Source organism: Bradyrhizobium sp. UNPF46 (genome assembly GCF_006658625.1).
Lineage (GTDB): Bacteria > Pseudomonadota > Alphaproteobacteria > Rhizobiales > Xanthobacteraceae > Bradyrhizobium > Bradyrhizobium nitroreducens.
This window is the reverse complement of record NZ_LFJB01000048.1, coordinates 49,951-73,264: the sequence shown is the minus strand read 5'-3', so window position 1 is coordinate 73,264 and position 23,314 is coordinate 49,951. Positions and strand designations below refer to the sequence as shown.

Below are 23,314 nucleotides of genomic sequence, written 5' to 3'. Positions count from 1 at the left end.
GTCAACTCGGTCGGCAACACGATCACGACGCGAAGCGCGGCGAGCTTCACGGTCACGGGGACGGGCAGCTCTGCCATCATCAGCGACGCGGGGAACAACCACTTCGTGTCGATGACCGGCGACCAGGAAGTGGTGACAGCAAATGGTAATAGCGATACCGTTGTCATAACCGGTAGCGCGGACACGGTCACCCTGACCGGCAGCTACGAAAACATCATCTCCAGCAAGGCCGCCACCATTACCGCGACCGGTGCCTATGATGATATCACCGTCAACAGCGGCAGCGGGGCGGGCACGTCGTGGATCACCCTCGGCGGCGTGAGCGGGATCGTCCAGGCGAGCCTGGGGACGACGCTGCGGATCTCGGCGACGACGGGATCGGTCAACGTCAATGACATCGAAACCATCGTCTTCGGCAACAACACCAACACGGTGACCCTCGCCAACGGGACAGGAACGATCACCCTGGTCGGCGTGGCCTCGGTGACGGCGGCTATCGCGGGCACCACCGGGAATGACACCATGACGGGGACGTCGGGTAACGACATCCTCGATGGCAAGGGCGGTATCGACAGCTTGCAGGGCAATGGCGGCGACGATGCCTATGTCTTCCACAAGGGCTATGGCCAGCTCACCATCAACAATTACTCCGCCGGCAACAACAACTCCCTGGGCACGCTGTCGTTCAATTCTTCCGTGCTGACCAGCGACGTGCTGATCTCGCGCGGCGGCGTCGGGTTCGGCGACATTATCATCCAGATTCCGTCGACCGGCGACCAGATCACCGTCAGCGGTGGCTTCGGCAACAGTTCAAACGGCTTGCGGCAGGTGTTGTTTGCCGACGGCACCGCCTGGAACATGGGATATCTCGGCGCTCATGCGGGCTACGACGTCAATATCGATGGCAGCACCAGCACGATCAACGCAAGCAATGTGCTGATCCAGATGCCGGCGAACAACGCCACCGTGACCGTCAACGGCAACAACGACCCGATCACGGTGACGGGCACCAGCGATACCGTGATCGTCAACGGAACGAACGACACCGTGAGCGCCAGTGCGACGGCGGTGATTGTCACGGGCACCGGCAGCGCGGTGACCATCAGCGGCAACGGCAACGCCGTGGCGGTCACGGGAACCAATGACACCGCGACGCTGGTCGGGACGTCCGACAGCGTCACGGTAAGCGGTAGCAATGCGGTCATCAATACGACCAATGCCGTGACGGCAACCGTGACCGGCACGGGAAGCTCTGCCACGATCGGCGGCAATGGCGACTTCGTGGCGATCACAGGGACGAGCGATGCCGTCACGCTGACCGGAACCGGCGCGAGCGTCACCGTCAGCGGCGCCGCGGCGACCCTGAACGCGGCCGGCGCATCGGTTGGCGTGACCGCAAGCGGCAGCTCGGCCAGCATCAATGGTAACGGCAACAGCGTGTCGGTCTCCGGCAACGGCGAACAGGTCTCGTTGTCGGGCAACAATTCAAGCGTGACGGTCGGCGGCGTCGGTGACGTCCTCACCGTCAGCGGCAGCAATGCCAGCATCGGCACAGCCAGTGCGGCGACGATCACGGTCACAGGCACGGCCAGCTCGGCCACGATCACCGGCGACGGCAATTCGGTCTCGCTCACGGGGGCCAGCGACCAGGTCACGCTTGCCGGCAACAACGCGATCGTGACGATCAGCGGAACGGGCGATTCGCTTGCAATCAGCGGCGGCAATGCCTCGGTGACCACGACCAGCGCGGCTGCGATCACGATCACAGGAACTGCAAGCTCGGCTGCGGTTACCGGCAACGGCAACGCCTTGTCGATCACGGGCGCCAGCGACCAGGTGACGGTGACTGGCAATGGCACGGCGATCACGGTCAGCGGCGTCAGCGACGCTCTCGTGATCAGCGGAATCAATGAGACCATCACGACCACGAGCGCGGCGGCCATCACGCTGGCCGGCAGCGGCAGCACGGCGACCGTCAACGGCGCCGGAAACGTCATTGCGATTACGGGCACCAGCGATCGGGCAACGGTGACCGGCAACGGCGAAACCGTCAACATCGGAGGGACCGGCAACAGCCTGGTCATCAGCGGCACCGGAGAGACGATCACGACCAGCAGCGCCGCCTCGGTGACGATCGCCGGCACCGGCAGCTCCGCAACGGTCACCGGAGACGGCAATGCCGTCACCGTCTCGGGCACCAGCGACGTGGTGACGTTGAGCGGTGCCGGCGACAGCCTGACCATCAGCGGCAGCGCCGCGACGATCGGCGCCTCCGCCGCACTGGCGGTCACGATGACCGGACTGAGGAGTTCGGCGACGATCGGCGGTAATGGCCACGTCGTGACGATCTCCGGCAGCAGCGATTCCGTGACATTGACGGGCACTGCGGACAGCGTCGTGATCAGCGGCACGGCTGCAACGGTGACCACCAGCAGCGCGACTTCGGTAACGCTGACGGGAACCAGCAGCTCGGCGACGGTCAATGGCAGCGGCAACACGGTTGCGCTTACCGGCAACAGCGAACGCGCGACGTTGTCCGGCAACAATGCAATAGTCACCGTTGGCGGCGTCAGTGACACGCTCGTGATCAGCGGGAGCAACGCGTCCGTCACGACCACCAGCGCGGCGACGATCACGGTCAACGGGACCGGCAGCTCGGCAACGATCAGCGGCAACGGCAACAAGGTCTCGATCGCCGGAGCGAGCGACCAGGTCACGCTGAGCGGCACCGGTGACAACGTGACCGTGAGCGGGACCAACGCTTCGCTGGCAATCAGCGGCAGCGCCTCCGTCACTACGACCAGCGCAGCGTCGGTCACCCTCAGTGGCGCCGGCAGCACGGCGACCGTGAGCGGCAACGGCAACTCGGTATCCATCACCGGTGCCGCCGATCAGGCGACGGTGTCCGGCAGCAACGTTACCGTGGCGATCAGCGGAACCAACGACATCCTCACGATCAGCGGCAGCAATGCCTCCGTGAGCGCAACCCATGCGGCGACAATCACGGTGACCGGGACCGCAAGCTCGGCCACCATCAACGGCGACGGCAATGCGATGACGATTGCCGGCACCAACGATCAGGTGACGATTGCCGGCAACGACGCCTCGGTGAGCGTCACAGGGACGGGCGCCACGCTGGCCGTCAGCGGGAGCAACGAGTCCGTGACGACGACCCACGCGGCGGCGATCACGGTCGCCGGCGCTGGCAGCTCGGCTTCGGTAACCGGCAACGGAAACATGGTGTCGATCACCGGAAGCAGCGACCAGGTGACGTTGACCGGCACCGGCGACAGCGTCAGCATCACCGGCGCGAGCGCCACGCTCGCCCTCAACGGCAGCGCGTCGGTGACGACGACCAGCGCGGCGTCGATCACGATTGCAGGGACCGGCAGCTCCGCAACGGTGACCGGCGACGGCAACGCGGTCGCGATCACGGGTGCGAGCGAGCAGGTGGCCGTGACCGGCAACAGTGCGACCGTGACCGTCACGGGCAGCAACGACACGCTCGTCATCGCTGGCAGCAATGACACGGTCACGACGAGCAGCGGTGCGGCGATTACGGTCGCCGGCGCGGGCAGCTCGGCCCTGATCGTTGGCGACGGAAACGTCATTGCCATGACGGGCGCCGGCGACAGCGTGACACTGACCGGTTCGGGCGACAGCGTCACCGTCAGCGGTACGGACGCTGCGATCGACGCGACCGGCGCGCTTGCGGTCACCGTCACGGGGATCGCGAGCTCGGCGACGATCGGCGGGAATGGTCACGTCGTGACCATCAATGGCACGAGCGACGCCGTGACCCTGACCGGAACGAGCGATGCCGTGACAGTCACAGGCACTGGCGCGACAGTGAGCACGGCAAGTGCGGCGTCGGTGACCGTGGCGGGCACTGGCACCTCGGCGACCATCAACGGCAACGGCAACACCGTCGCCGTCGTGGGCACGAGCAATCTGGTGACGGTGAACGGTAACAACGAGACCGTCGGCATCAGCGGCACCGGCGATATGCTGGTGGTTAGCGGCAGCAATTCCTCAGTGAGTACGACCAACGCGGCATTCGTAACGGTCACCGGGGCGGGTAGCTCGGCGGCGATCAGTGGCGATGGCGACACTGTCGCGATCACTGGAGATGGTGATCAGGTCACGATCACCGGCAATAGCGAGACGGTCAGCATTGGCGGCGTCGGCGACACGCTGGTCATCAGCGGGAGCAATGCGTCGGTGACCACTGCGAGCGCGGCGACCGTGACCGTAACGGGGACCGGCAGCTCGGCGGCTGTCAATGGCGATGGCGATATCATCGCGATCGCGGGCACCAGCGACGTCGTAACGGTGACCGGGGACAACGACGTGATCAGCATCAGCGGTGCGGATAACGCACTCGTCGTCAGTGGCAGCAACGACACGGTCATCGCAAGCAGTGCAGCAGCGGTGACGCTCGCGGGCACAGGCAGCTCGTTGATCCTTGGCGGTGATGGTCATTCCGTCGCGATCACGGGGACCGGCGACCAGGTCACGCTGACGGGCGACGGCGATACGGTAACGATCGGCGGCACCAACAGCACCATCGTCGCCAGCGGGATGAACGAGACGTACCTTGCCGATCGCGGCACAGGTCAGGTGACTATCGATAACGCAACCGCATTGGGCGCGGCAGCGCAAGGCGAGCTGGACTTCGCGTCCGACGTCGCGAGCCAGGATCTCTGGTTCGTCCAGAGCGGCGACGATCTCGTCATCGACATCCTCGGCACCGAAGGCCAGTTCACGATCAGCGACTGGTTCGGGTCGAACCCGAGCTCCGCTTTGGCCGAGATCACGGCCGGAGACGGCCTGCATCTCGACAGCTCCGTGTCGCAGCTCGTCCAGGCGATGGCTTCCTACGCGAGTGCCAACCCCGGCTTCACGCCCTCGAGCGCGACGCAGATGCCGAACGATCCAGGTCTCCAGTCAGCGATTGCTTCGGCATGGCACTAGCTGGCGACATGGACGCAGGTGTTACGGGCTTCGACGACGCCGTCGATGCCTTGCGTGCAGGTCGGCTGGAAGAATCCGAGTCCGCATGCAGGGCGATCCTGAAGGCGGCTCCTGGCCATCATGGCTGCATGAATGTGCTGGGGATCATCGCGTTGTTGCGCGGACAGTTCGCTCTGGCCCGTGAGCTGCTCGAACGGGCGGTCGCGCTTGCTCCTGAGAACGCCAGTTATCGGGTGAACCTCGGCAAGGTGCTGCAGCCGCTCGGCGCGCTGGACGAGGCGGAGCGGCACTTCCGCGACGCCATCTGCCTTGGCCCCGACGAGGTCGATGGTCGTCTTGGCCTCGCCCATCTGCTGCGGGCCGCGGGGCGGCTCGAGGAAGCCTCCGGCTGTCTCTCCGAAGTGGTCCGGCTGCGACCGGACGATGCCGATGCGCGTGGCATTCACGCCAACCTGCTCCAGGAGCTCGGACGCATCGACGATGCGGAGCTGCACTACCAAGAGGCTTGTCGGCTCCGGCCGGCATTTCCCGAAGTGCTCAACAATCTCGGCAATCTCTGCCAGACCAGCGGGCGTCTGGAGGAGGCCGAAACGCATTTTCGGCGAGCGTTGTCCTGCAGGCCCGAGTTTCCGGAGACCTGCAACAATCTCGGCAATCTCCTGCGCGAGCTCGGTCGTCCGGAGGAGGCGGAGACCTACTGCCGCGAGGCGCTGCGGCTGCGGCCGGACTATCCGATAGCGCACAACAACCTTGGCAACGCGCTCAAGGAGCGCGGCGCCTACGAGGTCGCCGAATTCCACTACCGTGAAGCGATCCGCCTGAAGCCGGACTATGCCGAAGTCTACAACAATCTCGGCTCGCTGTTCGGCGATTTTGCCGAACTCGACAAGGCCGAGGACTGCTATCGCCGCGCTATCCAGATGCGTCCCAACTATTCCGAGGCGCTGTCCAATCTCGGGATGACGCTGCTCGGTGCCGGAAAGTTCGAGGAAGGATGGCCGACTTACGATGACCACCGCAAGATCGAGCGACGCGACGATCTGACCGGTGCGTCATGGGTCGGCGACGATCTCGATGGACGCACGCTGCTGATCTATGCCGAGCAGGGATTCGGCGATGTGCTTCAGTTCAGCCGGTTCGTGCCGCTCGCTGCAGGGCGCGGACGCATCGTCTTCGAGGTGCCGCGGCCGCTGCTCGGGCTCCTCGCGCAGTTGCCCGGCGTCGACCAGATCGTCGCGCGTGGCGACAAGCTGCCGCATTACGACGTCCGTTGTGCGCTGATGAGCCTGCCGCGTCGGCTCGGCATCGCGTTCGACCGTATCCGGGGCGAAGCACCTTATCTCGCCGCCGATCGCAGTCGCGTCGCCAAATGGCGGAGCCGGATCGAGGCGTTGCCGGGCCTGCGCGTGGGCCTCGCCTGGGCCGGCAACCCGGCGCTCGCCAACGACAGGCGCCGCTCGATCGCTCTTCAGGCGCTCGCTCGGCTGGGGGATGTGCCGGGCGTCTCGTTCGTGTCGCTGCAGAAGGGCGAGGCTTCAGCGCAGACATCGCAGCCGCCGTCCGGCCTAACGGTGCACGACTGGACCGCTGAGCTCGCCGATTTCGCCGATACTGCGGCCCTGATCTCGACCCTCGACCTCGTGATCACCGTCGACACCTCGATCGTGCACCTGACGGGGGCGCTTGGCCGGCCGGTGTGGCTGCTCAACAGGTTCAACAGTTGCTGGCGCTGGCTGTTCGATCCCACCCGCAGCCCCTGGTACGCGACGCTGCGGCAGTTCAAGCAGCCCGCGCCCGGCGACTGGGCTGCCGTGGTCGAGGACGTCAAGACGGCACTTGCGGACTGCGCGTCACATGCGATACCCCCGGGTGCCTTTGACGAGGCGCTGAGACATCACCAGGCCGGCCGTCTCGACCGTGCGGAGATCATCTATCAGCGCGTATTGGACAAGAATCCCGATCACGCCGGAAGCCTGCATTTGCTCGGCGTCATCCATTTTCAGCGGGGTGAGCCCGCTCGTGCCATCGAGCTTATTGGGCGCGCGATCGAATTGGAGCCAAAGAACGGCAATTTCCGGCACAATTTCGCCAACGCCCTTGGCGCCCTCGGTCGTCGTGCGGAAGCTGAGGCCCAGTATCGCGCCGCGATCGGCCTGGACGAAAATCATGTGGACGCGCACGGCGCGCTCGGCATGCTGCTTCTGGAAGCAGGCCGGCTCGATGCAGCGGAACCGCATCTTCGGCAAGCCCACCGCCTCAGGCCGTTGTCCGAGATTACCTGCAACAATCTCGGGATCCTGCTGTGCCGCAGGGACGCGCTCGAGGACGCCGAGGCGAAGTTTCGCGAAGCCTTGCAGCTCAATTCCGGGTTTGCCCCCGCACATGCCAACCTCGGCAGCGTTCTGCGCAGCCGTGGCGCGCTCGACGGAGCCGAAGAGCATTGCCGTCTCGCGCTCGCACGCGACGCGCGCCTTGCTGAAGCACACTTTGTCCTCGCGCAGGTGCACGAGGGCCGGGAGCGTTACGACGAAGCGGAGCGGGCGTATCGTACGGCGATCGCGCTGAAACCGGATTGCGCAGACTGGTACAACGATCTCGCCAAACTGCTCGTCGATTTACGCAGGCTCGACGAGGCTTGGCCCCTGTTCGATCAGACCCTGCGCATGCGGCCCGATCACCCCGAAGCCCACAGCAACCGCGCAATCGCGCGATTGCTGACCGGCGATCATTTGGAGGGGTGGACGGAATACGAGTGGCGATGGAAGCTGAAGAAGCGGCCGGGCCGGCTCGACGATTTCGCCCAGCCGGTCTGGAACGGCGAGGACATTAGCGGCCGAACGCTTCTGATCCATGCCGAGCAGGGGTTTGGCGATACGATCCAGTTCTGTCGGCTGGTCCCATTGTTGCGCAGTGGCGCACGCGTCGTCCTCGAAGTGCAGCGCACGGTCGCCCCCCTGTTGAAGGACCTGCCGGGCGTCGATGAGATCGTCCCGCGGGGTGACCCACTACCGCATTTCGACGTCCATTGCCCGCTCCTGAGTCTCTCGCGCTTCCTCGGGCTGTCGCTGACCGAGGTTCCGGGGCAGGTGCCGTATCTTGCTGCCGACCCCGCGCGGGTGGAGGCATGGCGGAAGCGGCTGCGCACGATCGGGGGCTTTCGTGTCGGACTTGTCTGGTCGGGCAGTCCGACCATGGCCGACGATCGCCGCCGCTCGATTCCGCCGGATCTCCTCTCGGGTCTTGCGGCCATACCGGGTGTATCGTTCGTCTCCCTGCAAAAACGCGCAGCGGGGCAAATGATCGTTGCGCCGGCGGGCCTCGCGCTGCACGACTTCACGGATGAGCTGAACGATTTTGCCGACACCGCAGCGCTGATCGCCAATCTCGATCTGACGATCAGCGTCGATACCGCGGTGATCCACGTTGCCGGTGCGCTGGGGCGGCCGGTCTGGCTCCTCAATCGCTTCAACGGCTGCTGGCGCTGGTTGCTCGATCGTGACGATAGCCCCTGGTACCCGACGCTGCGGCAATTCCGGCAACCGTGTCCGGGAGATTGGAGCAGCGTCGTCGCGGAGATCGCACAGGCCCTCGAACTGGCACAGAACGGAATCGAATCCCTTGCGATGTCGGCGGCAGAATAGTGCGACCGAGCCAACGGTTTCGATAAGACTTCAGGAAAGTTCCATCTCCGCAGGTTGCGCATCGATCTTTGCCGACTTGAGGAAACGTGCAATGGTCGCTGACGCGATCTAAAGTAGTGGCAGGGGTAGACGTGGGTGTGGAAGCCGTGAGGCAGGATACGGGGCTGCAGTGCCTTGCGCTGCTGTTGCGGTTTCATCAAGTCGCAATCGATCCCACCCAGATCGCGCATCAGTTCGGCGGCTCCGCGGTCGGCGTTCAGGAAATGCTGAGATGCGCCAAGCAGCTCAAGCTCAAGGCTCGGGCGGTTCGCGAAGGCTGGTCCGGGCTTGCTAAGCTATCTTTGCCCGCGATCATCGAACGGCATGACGGCAGCTTCGCTGTCCTCGGCAAAGTCGGCGCTGACGACGTTCTCATTCACGACCCCGTGGTCAATCGTCCGCAGGTGGTCAAGCGCGCCGAGTTCGAGCAGAGTTGGACCGGCCGCATCGTGCTGATGACGCGGCGGGCCTCGTTGTCTGATCTGGCGCGCCGCTTCGATATCACGTGGTTCCTTCAGGCCATGCATAAATACCGCCGGCTGCTCGGCGAGGTGCTGGTCGCGTCATTCTTCCTGCAATTGTTTGCATTGGTGACCCCGCTGTTCTTCCAGGTCGTGACCGACAAGGTGCTGGCGCATCGTGGCTACACCACGCTCGACGTACTAGTGTTCGGCCTCATCGTCGTCGCGATCTTCGAGACCGTCCTCGGCGCGCTCCGGACTTACGTCTTCTCCCACACCACCAACCGGATCGACGTGGAGCTCGGCGCGCGCCTGTTCCGCCATTTGATCGCGCTGCCGATCGCCTATTTCGAGGCGCGGCGTGCCGGCGATTCCGTCGCGCGCGTGCGCGAGCTCGAGAACATCCGAAATTTCCTCACCAGCTCGGCCCTGACGCTGGTGATCGATCTCGGCTTCACCTTCGTCTTCCTCGCGGTGATGTTCTACTACTCGCCGTTCCTGACCTGGATCGTGGTCGGCTCGTTCCCGTTCTATGTCGCGATCTCCGCCGGCGTCGCCCCGATCTTCCGCGAACGGCTGGACAAGAAGTTCGACCGCGGCGCGGAGAACCAGGCCTTCCTGGTCGAGAGCGTCAGCGCGATCCAGACCCTGAAGGCGATGGCGATCGAGCCGCAGATGCAGCGGCGCTGGGAGGAGCAGCTCGCCGGCTATGTCAGCGCCAGCTTCGACGTGCTCTCGCTCGGCAATTGGGCAAGCCAGTCGGTGCAGTTTATCAGCAAGCTCGTCACCGCGCTGACGCTCTATTTCGGCGCGCATCTCGTCATCGAGGGCAATCTCTCGGTCGGCGAGCTGATCGCCTTCAACATGCTGGCGGGGCGGGTGGCGCAGCCGGTGCTGCGGCTGGCCCAGCTCTGGCAGGATTTCCACCAGGCGCGGGTCTCGATCGCCCGGCTCGGCGACATCCTCAATGCCGCGCCCGAGCCGATGTTCGATCCCTCGCGCGCGAGCTTGCCGCCGATCAAGGGCGAGGTGACCTTCGATCACGTCAACTTCCGCTACCGGCCTGATACCTCGCTGGCGCTGCAGGACATCTCGCTGAAGGTGCTGCCGGGACAGGTGATCGGCATCGTCGGCCCCTCCGGCTCCGGCAAGTCGACGCTGACAAAGCTGATCCAGCGTCTTTATGTGCCTGAGGCCGGCCGTATCCTGATCGACGGTATCGACCTGACCGTTGCCGACGTCGCCTGGCTGAGGCGCCAGATCGGCACGGTGCTGCAGGAGAACGTGCTGTTCAACCGCACCATCCGCGAGAACATCGCGCTGGCCGATCCCGGCATGGCGATGGAGCGGGTGCTCGCGGCGGCCGAGCTCGCCGGCGCGCATGAGTTCATCCTGGCGCTGCCGGACGGCTACAACACGGTGGTCGGCGAGCGCGGCGCCAGCCTGTCCGGCGGCCAGCGCCAGCGCATCGCGATCGCGCGCGCTTTGGTCACCAACCCCCGCGTCCTGATCTTCGACGAGGCGACCAGCGCGCTCGACTACGAGAGCGAGAACATCATCCAGCGCAACATGCGCAAGATCTGCGCCGGACGGACCGTTTTCATCATCGCGCATCGCCTGTCGGCCGTGCGTCACGCCGACCGCATCATCACCGTCGAGGCGGGTCGTCTGGTCGAGGACGGCAGCCATGACGAGCTGATCAAGAAGGCCGGGCGCTACGCCATGCTGCACCAGATCCAGGCGGGGCTCCATGTCGTCGGCTGATGTGATCGAGCGCAAGAGCCGGACGTTCTGGCGCCGCCAGCGCGACGCACGCGAATTCCTGCCGGCAGCACTGGAGATCCTGGAAACGCCGGCCTCGCCCGTCGGACGGGCGGTCGGCCTCACCATTATCCTGTTTTTTGCAGTTGCGATCGGCTGGGCGATCTTCGGTCATGTCGATATCATCGCGACCGCCACCGGCAAGGTGGTGCCGACCGGCCGCACCAAGACGATCCAGCCGCTGGAGACGGGCATCGTTTCCGCGATCCACGTCCATGACGGCGACAGGGTGACGGCGGGGCAGGTGCTGGTCGAGCTCGACCGCACGGTGACCCAGGCCGAGCGCAAGCGGGTTGGGCAGGATCTCGTCGCGAGCCTGCTCGACATTGCCCGCCTCTCGGCGCTGCGCCGCAGCTTTGCCGATCTTGCCGCTCCCCACGATCTCGAAGAGCCTGCCGGTGCATCCGAAGTCGAGATCGCACGGGCGCGCGCCGCCATGCTGGCGCAGGCCGCCGAGCAACAGGCCAAGCTTGCCTCCGTCGTGCAGCAGATCGACCAGAAGCGCGCCGAGGCGCAGTCGGTCACGGCGGCGATCGCCAAGATCGACGCAACGCTGCCGCTGCTGGAGGAGACGCTGACCATCCGCAAGAAGGCGATGGACATCCAGTACGGCAACCGCATCGCCTGGATCGACGCCCAGACCCGCCTGATCGACCAGCAGAACGAGCGCATCGTACAGGAGCGCAAGCTGGTCGAGATCGAGGCCGCGCGCCGCGCGCTGGAGCAGCAGCTCGCCCAGACCAAGTCAGGTTTCGAGCGGCAGGTCCTGAGCGATCTCTCTGACGCCCAGAAGAAGGCCGACGAGTACCGCCAGGACGCCATCAAGGCGCAGCAGAAGACCGACGAGCAGCTCTTGCGCGCGCCGATCGACGGCACCGTGCAGCAGCTCGCGATCCACACCGTCGGCGGCGTGGTCTCGCCGGCGCAACAGCTGATGATGATCGTGCCGCGCGGCTCCAGCATCGAGGTCGAGGCGATGATCTCCAACCGCGACATCGGTTTTGTCGAGCACGGCCAGGACGCCGAGATCAAGATCGACACCTTCAACTTCACACGTTACGGCCTGCTGCACGGCAAGGTCATCAGCGTGTCGCGCGATGCGATCATCAAGGACAAGCCGCCGGGCGGGACGGGCGCTGCCAAGCAGGGCGGCGCACTCTCGGAATCAAGCGAGCCCGCCGGCCAGGAGCTGCTCTACGCCGCGCGCGTGTCGCTCGAAGGCACCAAGATGCAGGTCGACGACAAGATGGTGAACCTCGCGCCCGGCATGGCGGTGACGGTGGAGATCAAGACGGGGCAGCGAAGGATCATCGAGTACGTGATGTCGCCGTTGTTGCGGTATAGGCAAGAGAGCTTGAGGGAAAGATGATACTTCGCTTGCACCAAGAATGTGGTCCGCCTTTGACGGTTGCTGTTGTTGCGGGGACCTCAAACTGGCTTTGGAGGTCTAGACCAAGGCGCTCCGGCGTGGTTGCTGTTTCACGCCTTTAGTGACCTGTTCAAGCCGGAGATGGATCCCCTCGCCAGTTGCGGATCGAAGACGCCAGCAGCAGCGACCGCATCACGTACCACGGCAACATTCTTACCGGTGGCGTGCAGTGGGGCACCGAAGGCAAATACGCCTACGGAAGCCACGGCGAACGTTAGGGCCGCAACGCCCAGGGTGCGCATATTCGTCCTGTGGAGGCAAATGGCCCGGACATCGTGAGCAACGGGATCGCGCTGTCGGGTACCGCCCATTGGATGTTTGATCGTGGTTTGATCAGCCTGTCCGATGATCTCGACATATTGATCTCGCGCCAGACAAACGACTTGGAAGGAGTTCGATCGGTCATCAACAAAACCGGTCGTGCGCTTGAGCCAAAGAAGACCGTCGGATCGACCTCATCCGCATTTTCTGAAGTGGCACCGCGAGCATTGCTTCAAGCAATGAGCACGTAAGGCTATCGGGACAGGCGCCGCTTCACCCGCACCGGTCCGGCGCGGGCGAAGCACGCGGCGCCGTCAGAACCGCGCGTCGATGTCGACGACGTCGATCAGCTTGTGATTGACGAACTCCTTGAGGCCGAGCCCCAACAGTTCGCGCCCGTAGCCGGAGCGGCGGATGCCGCCGAAGGGCAGGTCGGCCTCGACCTTGGTCGGATGGTTGACGAACACCATGCCGGTCGAGATCTTCCTGGCGACGTCTGCGCCGCGCTTGGTGTCTGCGGTGAACACCGAGCCGCCAAGGCCGAACGGGGAATCGTTGGCGATGCGCACGGCGTCGTTCTCGTCCCTGGCGCGGAACAGCATCGAGACGGGACCGAAGAACTCCCAATAGCGCGCCGGATTGTCCTCACCGACATCGGTCAGGATCGTCGGCTGCACGAAGGCGCCTTGGTTGGGGACGGGCGGGCCGACCTGCTCGGCCTTGGCGCCGTGGGCGACGGCCTGGCGGATCTTCTCCTTGATCTCGTCCGCCGCCGCCTGGGAGGAGAGCGGTGCAAGCGTCGTCTCGGGCGCGAAAGGATCGCCGGCCCTGAGCCCGGCCACGCCTTCGCGGTAGCGAGCCAGAAACTCGTCATAGACGGCATCGACGATGATCATGCGCTTGGAGGAGACGCAGACCTGGCCGCCGTTCCAGTGACGGCCGAACACCGCCCATTTGATCGTCTTGGCCATGTCGGCGTCCGCCAGCACGACGAACGCATCCGCGCCGCCGAGCTCCATGGTCGATTTCTTCAGCGCCTTGCCGGCCTGCGCGGCGACGACCGCGCCGGCATCTTCGGAGCCCGTCAGCGCCACGCCATGCACGCGCGGATCGTTGATGATCGTCTCGACCTGCGAGCGTGTGGCGTAGAGATTGATGAAGGCGCCCTCGGGCAGCCCCGCCTCGCGCATCAGCCGTTCGAACGCCGCCGCACTCTGCGGCACGTTGGAGGCGTGCTTGAGCAGCATGGTGTTGCCCGCCGAAAGCTGCGGCGCGATGATGCGGGCGATCTGGTAGTAGGGGAAGTTCCAGGGTTCGATGGCGAGCAGCACACCGAGCGGCTCGCAGACGATGACCGCCTCGCCCTCGGCGGGATCGGCGACGGTGAGTTTCTCCGGCCGGAGCAGGCGCTCGGCATTGGCGACGTAATATTCGAAGATCTTCGCCGACAATTCGACTTCGGCCTTCGCTTCGGTGAACAGCTTGCCCATTTCGAGCGTCAGCAGCCTAGCGTAGGCGTCGGCGTCCTTGCGCAGGAGGTCGGCCGCCTTCTGCAGGATCGCGCCGCGTGCCGCGTAGGGCGTCTCGCGCCAGGCGAGGAAGGCCGCATGCGCCGCGTCGATCGCGTGGGCGACCTCGGCATCGCTTGCGGTAGGGAACGTCTTGAGGACTTCACCCGTATAGGGGTAGGTGGTCGCGTAGGCCATGTGTCGTTCTCGCTCCAGGCATCATGCAGTGCTTGGTGCCGGCTGCCTTGATGCGCTTCCGACGGGACTGCCGATGAAAGGATGGATCACAGCCCAGTTCGTCACTTTGAGGCAGGTCAATCGAGAAGCCTCGGCGCCGTTCACGAGACTGCGAGCGGGCGGTCGTCGGACCTGTCGTCATCAGGAGGTACTGCACGGCACCCCGGCACAAACGCGGGATGTGGGTTTCGCTGTCTCATGATACGCGAGTAAAATCGTCCTCTCCGGAGCCTGCCTTCATGTCCGTCGCGACCACCGCCAATCATTCCCCCGCAACCGCCGCCGAGACCGATCCTGAAACGCTCGGCTGGATGAAGGATTTTCCGCCGGCGCCCGACCGCCTCATCACCTTCCAGGACGGCTCCTTCCGTAATTTCCCCGAGCTCCGCTGGGCGTGGAGCAACATCCGCCAGCTCGTTCCCACCGTGAACGTCTGGCGCGGGGCAGGGCAGGCCTCGCCGCTGCCGCGAGCGGATCACGACATCGGTGCAGTCGCCTCGACCACGATGGACGGGCGGCCGATGACCTTCGCAAAGATGCTGGAGGAGACATATGCCGACGGCATCGCGGTGCTGCATCGGGGCAGGCTGATCTATGAGCGCTATTTCGGCGCCTTGAAGCCGCACAAGCCGCATATCGGCATGTCCGTGACGAAGTCCTTCACCGGCGTGCTCGCCGGCATTCTGGTCGCCGAGGGCAGGATCGATCCGCAGGCGCCGGTCACCGACTATGTGCCGGAGCTGAGGACAAGCGCGTTTGGCGACGCGCGCGTGCACGAGGTCATGGATATGACCACGGGGCTCGCCTACACCGAGGTTTACACCGACAAGAATTCGGACGTGTGGGGCCTGCGGCGCGCCAACGGCATGGCGCCGATCCCGCCGGACTATGAAGGTGCGACCAACATCTTCGATTTCCTGATCGCGCAGAAGAAGCAGGGCGAGCACGGCAAGGCCTTTGCCTACAAGACCGTCAACACCGACGTGCTCGCGTGGATATGCCGGCGCGTCAGCGGCCTGACGCTGGCGGAGCTGCTCTCCGAGCGGATCTGGCAGCCGATGGGGGCGGAAGAGGACGCGCACTACCACGTCGACCGCATCGGCACCGAGAGCGGCGGCGGCGGTCTCTCCACGACTTTGCGCGATCTCGCTCGCTTCGGCGAGACCATGCGCAATCACGGCCGATTCAACGGCCGGCAGATCGTGCCGTCGCAGGTGGTCGAGGACATCGCGCGCGGCGGCGATCCCGAAAAATTCAAGCCGGCCGGCTACACCACGCTGCCGGGCGCGTCCTATCGCAATCAATGGTGGATCACGCACAACGCCCACGGCGCCTACATGGCGCGCGGCGTCTACGGCCAGGGCATCTATGTCGATCCCGAGGCCGAAATGGTGATCGCGCGCTACGCCTCGCACCCCGTCGCCGGCAACGCCGCCAACGATCCCGTGACGCTGCCGGCCTACATGGCGCTGGCGAAGGCGCTGATGGCGGGCGGGTAGGGCGCGCGTCGCACGCTTGCACACACAATGGCTGTCATGCGCCGGCTTGACCGGGGCATCCAGTATTCCAGGGGGGATCGTGAAAGAGCCGAGAGGCCGCGGCGTACTGGCTCGCCCGGTCAAGCCGAGCGACGACGGCGGAGATCGAGGGGCAGGGTGAATTTGCGAACTTTCATGAACGGCTTCCGTCTGCCAGCACTGGTGGGGGACGGATAGACGCTTGAGCGGGTGTTTGGTTCAGGGCGCCTGCGAGGCGGTTTGACGCAGCGGAGTGGCCGAATATAAGAATTGACTTATATTAGTAGAGGTCGATATTCATGGTCGAACGAAACGATCGGGAGGAATCCAATGCAGATCGACGTCGCCCGGGTGTTGGGGCTTGTCACGCGTTCGGTGACGAACTTCGAGAAGGACGGCAAGCCCGCGAGTGTCGTGACGCTGACGCGGCTCTACGACACCAGCGTCGACGATCTCTGGGACGCCGTGACCAGCCGGGAGCGCATTCCGCGCTGGTTTGCCGCGGTCGAGGGTGACCTCCAGCTCGGCGGCAGGTACCAGGTCAAGGGCAATGCGGGCGGCACCATCACGGTGTGTACGCCGCCGACCCATTTCGCTGCGACATGGGAATTCGGCGGCGCGGTGAGCTGGATCGACGTCAGGCTGGCAGCCGAACGCAGTCAGGCGCGTTTGACGCTCGAGCACACGGCGATCATCGAGGATCATTGGAATCAGTTCGGCCCGGGTGCGGTGGGGATCGGCTGGGACCTCGCGCTTGCAGGGCTCGATCGATATGTTGCGAGCGGCGCATCGGTCGATCACGAGACGGCGGAAGCCTGGATGCGCTCGCCGGAAGGCAAGGAATTCATGACGACCAGCGGCGAATATTGGCGCGCGGCGCATGTCGCAAGCGGGGTCGATCCGGAGGCGGCGAAAGCGCGCTCCGATCGCACCATCGCATTCTATCGCGGCGAGATGCCGCCCGACATCGCTCATCCCGGCACAGGAAGCTGATGCACGTTTTCGAGGTCCTCGCCGATCCCGTGCGCCGCCGCATCCTCGAACTGCTGGCGCGCGGCGAGATGGCCTCCGGTGAGGTCGTCGAATTGATCGGAGCCGAGTTCGGGATTACCCAGGCGGCCGTCTCGCAGCATCTCAAGGTGCTGCGAGAGAGCGGCTTTGCAAACGTTCGGGCCGAGGCACAACGGCGGCTCTATTCGGTCGACATTGCCGGGCTCCGCGCGGTGGATGCGTGGATCGGTCAGTTCCGGAATTTCTGGGAGCCGAAGCTCGACGCGCTCGCAACCGAGATCGCCCGCGGCAAGCGCGAGCGCCGCAACGCGCCGATCACCAAAAGGGGCGGGAAGCGGGCGTGAGGATGTGTAGGCCCGTAGGAGCGATAAACTAACCACGGGCTCGTTCGATCCTCTCCCGCTTGCGGGAGAGGTCGGCGCGAAGCGCCGGGTGAGGGTTTTCTCCTCTTGGGGGTTCTCGATTGTGGAGATCCCCTCTCCCCAACCTCTCCCGCAAGCGGGAGAGGTTGGGCAATTCATTCGCGGCTGCACCTCCGCCAATCCGCCCTACGATCGCCCCATCTTCTCGTACTTCTTCACCAGCCGCTCGCGCTTCAGCCGCGACAGCCGCTGGATCCAGAACATGCCGTCGAGCTGGTCGATCTCGTGCTGGTGGCACACCGCGCGCAAGCCCTCCGACTCCTCGGTTCGCGTGTTGCCGTCGAGATCGTGGTAGCTGATCCGCACCCGGAAGTGGCGCTGCACCTCGTCGTTGAGCCCAGGCATCGAGACGCTGCCCTCGCGGTGCATGATCATCTCGGGCGAGGCCCATTCAATCTGCGGATTGACGTAGGTGAGGGGACCATCCCTGGCGTCGAGCTCGAGCACCACGACGCGCAAGGGCACGCCGATATGCGGCGCAGTGATGCCGATGCCGGGCGCGGCGCGCATCGTGTCGAGCAGATCCTGCGCGAGCGCGCGTATGTCGTCGTCGAATGCGGTGACGGGGTGGGCCGGTAGCGCGAGCCGGCGGTCGGGATAGCGGAGGATGGGGCGGATGGTCATGGGAGGCTCCTACCACTCACGGATCGTTGAAGCACGCCCTCTCGAGGAGATTCGCTGCCAATTGGGCCGAAATGATTGCGGTTCCTGTTTGCAAGCCGGACGGGAGGCTACACTGATCCCGTGCAGGCCTCTATGCTGTCGTCTTCAAGCCTGAATATGGGAGTTGCAGTGCTCTCGGACGTTCTCAAGCGCAAGTCGATCTATACCTACTTCAGCCGATCGGCGATGGAGAAGGCGGTCTCCTATCAGGCGCAGGGCCGTGTCTCGAAGCTGAAGGTGAGCGACGACTTGAAGCATGTCACCGCGGAGGTGCGGGGCAGCGGGTCCAACCGATACCAGGTCGATATCGCTCTGACGTTCAGCGGTGACGAGCTCACCAGCCTCGATGGCGATTGCGATTGTCCGATGGACTTCAATTGCAAGCACGTTGCCGCAACGCTTCTGCAGGCCCTGAGCGGCAAGGAGATCGCGGCGCCGGGCTCGCCAGCCGCGCGCGCAATGCCCACGGCACCTCCTGTTCTCTCGTTGGAGCTCACCAACTGGATCGACAGCGTCGGCCGGGCAGCGCGGGGCGGCGCTGGGGATGAGGGCCAATCCTTGCTGTACTGTCTTGAGCCGTCAGAACACACGATGCCGCAGCTGGAATTGTCCTTGCGATCCGTTCGCGTGCTCAAGGCCGGCGGCTTCGCCGGCAATTATACCAGCCCCAGCCTGTACGAGTTCAAGCCAGAGCGGGCGCCTAAATATTTCCGCGATGTCGACATCGAGATCGTGACGCAGGCGGCAGCCGGCACCCGCAGCTATTACGAGCAGGGACCCTATCCGGAGGAGTTGCTGAAGCGGATTGTCGCGACCGGCCGGGCGTTCTGGCTCGATCACAAGCGCGCGCCGCTGAAGTGGGGGGACGCACGCGAGGGAAGGATCGAATGGCAGTCGGCGGGAAAGCGCGGTCTCACACCTCGTCTCCTGGTAGCCGGAGCAATTGCGCTCAATGCGGAGCCGCCGGTCTATGTCGATGAAGCCTCCGGGCTGATCGGACCGGCGCAGCTCGGCCTGCCGCCACGATTGGCCTTTCAGCTCCTGTCCGCTCCAGCCATCCCGCGCGCGCAGGTGGAGGAAGTGTCGCGCCGCCTCGCCCAGAAGCTGCCCGAGCCTCATCATGGCGTTTTGCCCGCGCCGCCGACCGTTGCGGTGACGATCGAAGAAGATCCTCGCCCCGTGCTGCGGCTCCGGCTCGGACACCTCGCGAGCTTCCACTACTACCGCGACAAAGGCGAAGCGCGCGGACCGGCGGCGGTCGCCCGCCTCGGCTTCCGCTATGGCGGGTTCGACATCGATCCGAACCATCGACCGAGCCGGGTGGAGTTGTTTCAGGCCGGACAATTGTTCGCTATCACGCGGCGCCAGGGCAAGGAGAGGCAGGCGCGCAAGCGTTTGGTCGACGTCGGTCTCGTCGACGCGCGAACCGCTTTTCCGGCGCTGGACTTCCGCCATGCCATGGATCTCACGCTGCGCGACCAGGACCGCTGGTTCGAATTTCTCGCGCATCATGCCGAGCAGCTGAAGTCGGAAGGCTTCGAGATCCTGATCGACGACGATTTTCCCTTCCGGCTTGCGGACTCCTCGGGCGATTTCGATGCCGTGCTGGAATCCAGCGGCATCGACTGGTTCGAGCTGGCGCTCGGCATCGACATCGACGGCGAACGCCAGGACCTCGCCCCGCACGTCGCCGCGCTGGTCTCGGCGCCCGACTTCACGCCAGACCGGCTGCGACAACTCGCGGAGAAGGGCGAGCGGTTTTATCTGCCGCTGGCAGACGGCCGCAAGCTGGCGCTGGCACTGGCTGCCGATCGCTTCCTTCCCTTGGTGCTGGCGCTGCATAGCCTGCATCTGAGCGGCACTCTTGCCGATGGCTCGAAGAAGATCAGGCTGTCGCAAGCGGATGTCGTTCCGCTGCTGGGACTGGAGAACGAGAGTTTCGTCTTTTGCGGTGCCGACAATCTGCGCCGCCTCGCCAATCTGCTTCAGCTGCGGGGCTTGGCGACGCCGGACGTTCCGCCGACTTTCCGCGCGACGCTGCGGCCCTATCAAGCCCTGGGCGTCGCCTGGCTCGACCTGCTCCGCGAGAGCGGATTGGGCGGCGTGCTGGCTGACGACATGGGCCTTGGCAAGACGATCCAGATCCTCGCTCTGATCGCGCTGGAAAAACAGCGGGGGCGGCTGACAAGCCCGGTGCTGGTCGTTGCACCGACCAGCCTGATGACCAACTGGTCGGCCGAAGCGCAGAAATTCGCGCCGGATTTGAACGTGCTCGTTCTCCACGGGCCCGACCGCAAGGAGAGGTTCGGCTCCATTTCCGAGCATGATCTCGTGCTGACGACCTATCCTTTGATCGCGCGGGATCGGGAAGTGCTTCTGATGCGGGACTGGTATATCGCCGTGCTGGACGAAGCGCAGACGATCAAGAATCCCGACGCCGCCACCACCCGCTGGCTGCGGGACATCAAGGCCGAGCATCGCTTCTGTCTCACCGGCACGCCCATGGAAAATCACCTCGGCGAGCTGTGGTCGATCATGAGTTTCGCAAATCCAGGCTATCTCGGCGACAAGACGGCGTTCTCGCGCCAATGGCGCACGCCGATCGAGAAGCGCGGCGACAAGATTCGTGCAGCAGCCCTGGCGCAGCGCGTCAAACCCTTCCTGTTGCGCCGGACCAAGACTGAAGTCGCGACGGAACTGCCGCCCAAGAGCGAGATCATTGAGACGATCGTGCTCGAGGGCCCGCAGCGCGACCTCTACGATTCGGTCCGACTGTCGATGTCGCGCAAGGTCCGCCAGGCGATCGCCGAGCGTGGCCTCGCCAAGAGCCACATCGTGGTGTTGGAAGCTCTGCTGAGAATGCGGCAGGCCTGTTGCGATCCGGAGCTGCTGAAGCTGCGTGACGGCGTGGAACGTCCATCGGCCAAGCTCGAGCGCCTGATCGAGATGGTATCGGAGCTGTTGAGCGAGGGCCGGAAGATCATAGTCTTCTCCCAGTTCACCTCCATGCTCGATCTGATCCGGCGCCGCTTCGAGGCCGACGGCCTGCGCTACAGTCTCCTCACTGGCGACACCAAGGACCGGAAAGCCGCGATCGAGGCCTTTCAGAACGGAGCGGCGCAGGTATTCCTCATCAGCCTGAAGGCAGGCGGCGTGGGCCTCAATCTCACCGCTGCCGACACCGTGATCATCTTCGATCCCTGGTGGAATCCCGCAGTCGAGGAGCAGGCCATCGATCGCGCCTACCGAATCGGGCAGGACAAGGCCGTTTTCGTTTACAGACTGGTCGCGGCCGGCACGATCGAGGAGAAGATGGACGAGCTCAAGGCTCGGAAGCGCGCGCTGGCTGACGGCCTGTTCGAGCGCGAAGGACAGATCGCTTCGGCGCTCACCGAGGAGGACGTCAAGGCCTTGTTCGAGGTTTGACCGGGAGCGACGCCGGTGTTTTGCCCGACGGGTCAAATCGCGGCGGGCCGTTGCGAGGCGCCGGCAGCTCGTTCTGTTCGCTCGCTAAGTCCTTGATTGCGCAGCGGCCGGCTACTGTGCATGGGGTTGTTTTCGCGATTTTAGGTCGGCAGATCCGCAAAATAACTTGCGTGATGCTGTCGGCCGCCGCTGTTCCCATTCGTCTTCCCCTCAGACAAGATCATCTTGGGAGACACAAATGATCCAATCCCCCTATCGCTGGGTGATCGTCGCCGCCGGCGGCCTGCTCGGCTGCGTCGCGATCGGCGGCATGTTTTCGCTGCCGGTGTTCCTGCAGCCGATCACCAAGGACACCGGCTGGTCGGTGACCGGCATCTCCAGCGCGATGACGATCGGCTTTCTGGCGATGGCCCTCACCAGCATGGCCTGGGGCACGCTGTCTGATAGGTTCGGGCCGCGGCCGGTGGTGCTGACGGGATCGACCGTGCTGGCGCTCAGCCTGTTCGCCGCGAGCCACGCCACCTCGCTGCTTGCATTCCAGTTCGTGTTCGGCCTTCTGGTCGGCGCGTCCTGCGCTGCGATCTTCGCGCCGATGATGGCGACCGTCACCGGCTGGTTCGACACCCATCGCAGCCTCGCCGTGTCGCTGGTGTCGGCCGGCATGGGCATGGCGCCGATGACGATGGCACCGTTCGCGGCCTGGCTCGTCTCCGGCCACGACTGGCGCACCGCGATGCAGATCGTGGCGCTGGTGGTCGGGGCGATCATGATCCCGGTTTCGTTCCTGGTACGCCGTCCGCCGGCGCTCGCGCAAGGCCCGGCCGCCCCGATGGGCGAGGGGGCCGGGCAGGGCGAGATGTCGAGAAGCGAGGCGCTGCGCTCGCCGCAATTCCTCATCCTGCTCGCGACCAATTTCTTCTGCTGCGCCACCCATTCCGGTCCGATCATCCACACCGTCAGCTACGCCGTGAGCTGCGGCATTCCGCTGATCGCGGCGGTGACGATCTACAGCATCGAGGGGTTTGCCGGCCTCGGCGGCCGCATCGCGTTCGGCCTGATGGGCGACCGGTTCGGGGCCAAGCGCGTGCTGGTCTCGGGCCTGCTGCTGCAGGCGTTCGGTGCGCTCGCCTACGTGTTCGCGCATCAGCTCGCGACCTTCTACGCGGTCGGCGCCATCTTCGGCTTCATCTATGCCGGCACCATGCCGCTCTATGCGGTGATCATCCGCGAGAACTTTCCGCTTCGGATGATGGGCACGGTGATCGGCGGCACGGCGATGGCCGGCAGCCTCGGCATGGCCACGGGCCCGCTTGCCGGCGGTCTGATCTACGACGCCTTCTCCAGCTACGCCTGGCTCTACATCGCCTCCTGGGCGATGGGCCTCGGCGCCTTCCTGATGGCGATGACGTTCAAGCCGTTCGCAAAGCCGCAAGGACAGGTGGTCCCGGCGGCCGCGTGAGCTTCGGATCGAGGCGCGGCGTCAGAGCTGCGCCTCGATCGCGGCCTTGTCGATCACCGACCAGACCTGCCGGATCCTGTCGTTGACGAATTCGTAGAATACGTTCTCGCTGAACGACACGCGCCTGCCGTTGACGGCAAGCCCCAGGAACGTCCCGACCGGCGTGCAATCGAACTGCAGGCGCGCCGCGATGCAGGGCGGGTCTGCGATCAGCAGCGCGATGTCAAAGCGCAGGTCCGGGATCTCGCGAAAATCCCGCTCCAGCATCGCGCGATAGCCGGAGAGGCCGAGCGACCGGGCGTTGTGCACGACGTCGTCATGCACGAACCGGCCGAGCGAGGGCCAATCCTGCCGGTTCAGGCAGGCGATATAGGCGCGGTAGAGATCGGCGAGGTCATTTCGAGTCATGTCGAAGCTCATCGAAGCCCTCTTGGGCTTCGACCCT

Annotated in this window: 12 protein-coding genes and 2 pseudogenes; 11 read left to right on the top strand and 3 right to left on the bottom strand. The window is 64.9% G+C overall.

The window, feature by feature from the left end; all coding sequences use genetic code 11:
- Nucleotides 1-111 precede the first annotated feature (111 nt).
- The 6 genes and pseudogenes from UNPF46_RS20415 to UNPF46_RS20395 form a co-directional block, all read left to right on the top strand.
- Nucleotides 112-4,974: a beta strand repeat-containing protein gene (locus UNPF46_RS20415; protein WP_246668699.1), complete on the top strand. Its 4,863-nt coding sequence runs from the start codon at nucleotides 112-114 to the stop codon at nucleotides 4,972-4,974.
- Nucleotides 4,965-5,861 (top strand): annotated as a pseudogene (locus UNPF46_RS38715) (tetratricopeptide repeat protein); the annotation flags it as partial. The gene UNPF46_RS20415 and the pseudogene UNPF46_RS38715, both read left to right, overlap by 10 nt.
- Nucleotides 5,862-5,933: 72 nt before the next feature.
- The gene (locus tag UNPF46_RS20410; protein ID WP_246668697.1) at nucleotides 5,934-8,615 is read left to right on the top strand and encodes a tetratricopeptide repeat protein; all 2,682 of its coding nucleotides are present in this window, start codon (nucleotides 5,934-5,936) and stop codon (nucleotides 8,613-8,615) included.
- A gap of 137 nt (nucleotides 8,616-8,752) precedes the next feature.
- Nucleotides 8,753-10,879 carry a type I secretion system permease/ATPase gene (locus tag UNPF46_RS20405; protein ID WP_142251203.1) on the top strand — a complete coding sequence of 709 codons (2,127 nt, stop codon included), beginning with the start codon at nucleotides 8,753-8,755 and terminating at the stop codon, nucleotides 10,877-10,879.
- Nucleotides 10,866-12,305 carry an HlyD family type I secretion periplasmic adaptor subunit gene (locus UNPF46_RS20400; RefSeq protein ID WP_142251198.1) on the top strand — a complete coding sequence of 480 codons (1,440 nt, stop codon included), beginning with the start codon at nucleotides 10,866-10,868 and terminating at the stop codon, nucleotides 12,303-12,305. The genes UNPF46_RS20405 and UNPF46_RS20400 overlap by 14 nt, the downstream gene beginning before the upstream one ends.
- Before the next feature lie 296 nt (nucleotides 12,306-12,601).
- A pseudogene (locus UNPF46_RS20395) lies at nucleotides 12,602-12,869 on the top strand (HNH endonuclease); the annotation flags it as partial.
- Nucleotides 12,870-12,940: 71 nt separating this feature from the next.
- Here the strand turns inward: UNPF46_RS20395 and UNPF46_RS20390 are convergent.
- Nucleotides 12,941-14,332, bottom strand: coding sequence for an NAD-dependent succinate-semialdehyde dehydrogenase (locus UNPF46_RS20390; RefSeq protein ID WP_142251197.1), 1,392 nt, complete (start codon nucleotides 14,330-14,332; stop codon nucleotides 12,941-12,943).
- A gap of 278 nt (nucleotides 14,333-14,610) precedes the next feature.
- Here UNPF46_RS20390 and UNPF46_RS20385 point away from each other — a divergent pair, with 278 nt between their 5' ends.
- From UNPF46_RS20385 to UNPF46_RS20375, 3 genes are all read left to right on the top strand, one after another.
- Nucleotides 14,611-15,870: a serine hydrolase domain-containing protein gene (locus UNPF46_RS20385; RefSeq protein ID WP_142251196.1), complete on the top strand. Its 1,260-nt coding sequence runs from the start codon at nucleotides 14,611-14,613 to the stop codon at nucleotides 15,868-15,870.
- A gap of 348 nt (nucleotides 15,871-16,218) precedes the next feature.
- Nucleotides 16,219-16,881, top strand: coding sequence for an SRPBCC family protein (locus UNPF46_RS20380; RefSeq protein WP_142251195.1), 663 nt, complete (start codon nucleotides 16,219-16,221; stop codon nucleotides 16,879-16,881).
- Complete coding sequence (locus tag UNPF46_RS20375; RefSeq protein ID WP_100175609.1) at nucleotides 16,881-17,243, top strand: ArsR/SmtB family transcription factor; 363 nt, start codon at nucleotides 16,881-16,883, stop codon at nucleotides 17,241-17,243. The genes UNPF46_RS20380 and UNPF46_RS20375 overlap by 1 nt, the downstream gene beginning before the upstream one ends.
- A 204-nt stretch (nucleotides 17,244-17,447) precedes the next feature.
- Here UNPF46_RS20375 and UNPF46_RS20370 read toward each other — a convergent pair whose 3' ends face one another.
- The gene (locus UNPF46_RS20370; protein WP_142251194.1) at nucleotides 17,448-17,945 is read right to left on the bottom strand and encodes a peptide deformylase; all 498 of its coding nucleotides are present in this window, start codon (nucleotides 17,943-17,945) and stop codon (nucleotides 17,448-17,450) included.
- A gap of 168 nt (nucleotides 17,946-18,113) precedes the next feature.
- Between UNPF46_RS20370 and UNPF46_RS20365 the strand changes: the two genes are divergently transcribed.
- Both UNPF46_RS20365 and UNPF46_RS20360 read left to right on the top strand, forming a co-directional pair.
- On the top strand, nucleotides 18,114-21,410 hold the full coding sequence (locus tag UNPF46_RS20365) for a DEAD/DEAH box helicase (RefSeq protein WP_142251193.1): 3,297 nt from the start codon (nucleotides 18,114-18,116) through the stop codon (nucleotides 21,408-21,410).
- Nucleotides 21,411-21,648: 238 nt separating this feature from the next.
- Nucleotides 21,649-22,869 carry an MFS transporter gene (locus tag UNPF46_RS20360; protein WP_142251192.1) on the top strand — a complete coding sequence of 407 codons (1,221 nt, stop codon included), beginning with the start codon at nucleotides 21,649-21,651 and terminating at the stop codon, nucleotides 22,867-22,869.
- Nucleotides 22,870-22,890: 21 nt separating this feature from the next.
- Here the strand turns inward: UNPF46_RS20360 and UNPF46_RS20355 are convergent, their stop codons facing one another.
- Nucleotides 22,891-23,277: an ester cyclase gene (locus tag UNPF46_RS20355; RefSeq protein WP_142251191.1), complete on the bottom strand. Its 387-nt coding sequence runs from the start codon at nucleotides 23,275-23,277 to the stop codon at nucleotides 22,891-22,893.
- Nucleotides 23,278-23,314 lie beyond the last annotated feature (37 nt).

Excerpts from the sequence above, each read along its gene's own strand:
- UNPF46_RS20380 (WP_142251195.1), top strand. The coding sequence starts at position 16,219 with ATGCAGATCGACGTCGCCCGGGTGTTGGGGCTTGTCACGCGTTCGGTG.
- UNPF46_RS20410 (WP_246668697.1), top strand. The coding sequence starts at position 5,934 with ATGACGCTGCTCGGTGCCGGAAAGTTCGAGGAAGGATGGCCGACTTAC.
- UNPF46_RS20375 (WP_100175609.1), top strand. The coding sequence starts at position 16,881 with ATGCACGTTTTCGAGGTCCTCGCCGATCCCGTGCGCCGCCGCATCCTC.
- UNPF46_RS20360 (WP_142251192.1), top strand. The coding sequence starts at position 21,649 with ATGATCCAATCCCCCTATCGCTGGGTGATCGTCGCCGCCGGCGGCCTG.
- UNPF46_RS20385 (WP_142251196.1), top strand. The coding sequence starts at position 14,611 with ATGTCCGTCGCGACCACCGCCAATCATTCCCCCGCAACCGCCGCCGAG.
- UNPF46_RS20415 (WP_246668699.1), top strand. The coding sequence starts at position 112 with ATGACCGGCGACCAGGAAGTGGTGACAGCAAATGGTAATAGCGATACC.
- UNPF46_RS20355 (WP_142251191.1), bottom strand. The coding sequence starts at position 23,277 with ATGACTCGAAATGACCTCGCCGATCTCTACCGCGCCTATATCGCCTGC.
- UNPF46_RS20400 (WP_142251198.1), top strand. The coding sequence starts at position 10,866 with ATGTCGTCGGCTGATGTGATCGAGCGCAAGAGCCGGACGTTCTGGCGC.
- UNPF46_RS20370 (WP_142251194.1), bottom strand. The coding sequence starts at position 17,945 with ATGACCATCCGCCCCATCCTCCGCTATCCCGACCGCCGGCTCGCGCTA.
- UNPF46_RS20390 (WP_142251197.1), bottom strand. The coding sequence starts at position 14,332 with ATGGCCTACGCGACCACCTACCCCTATACGGGTGAAGTCCTCAAGACG.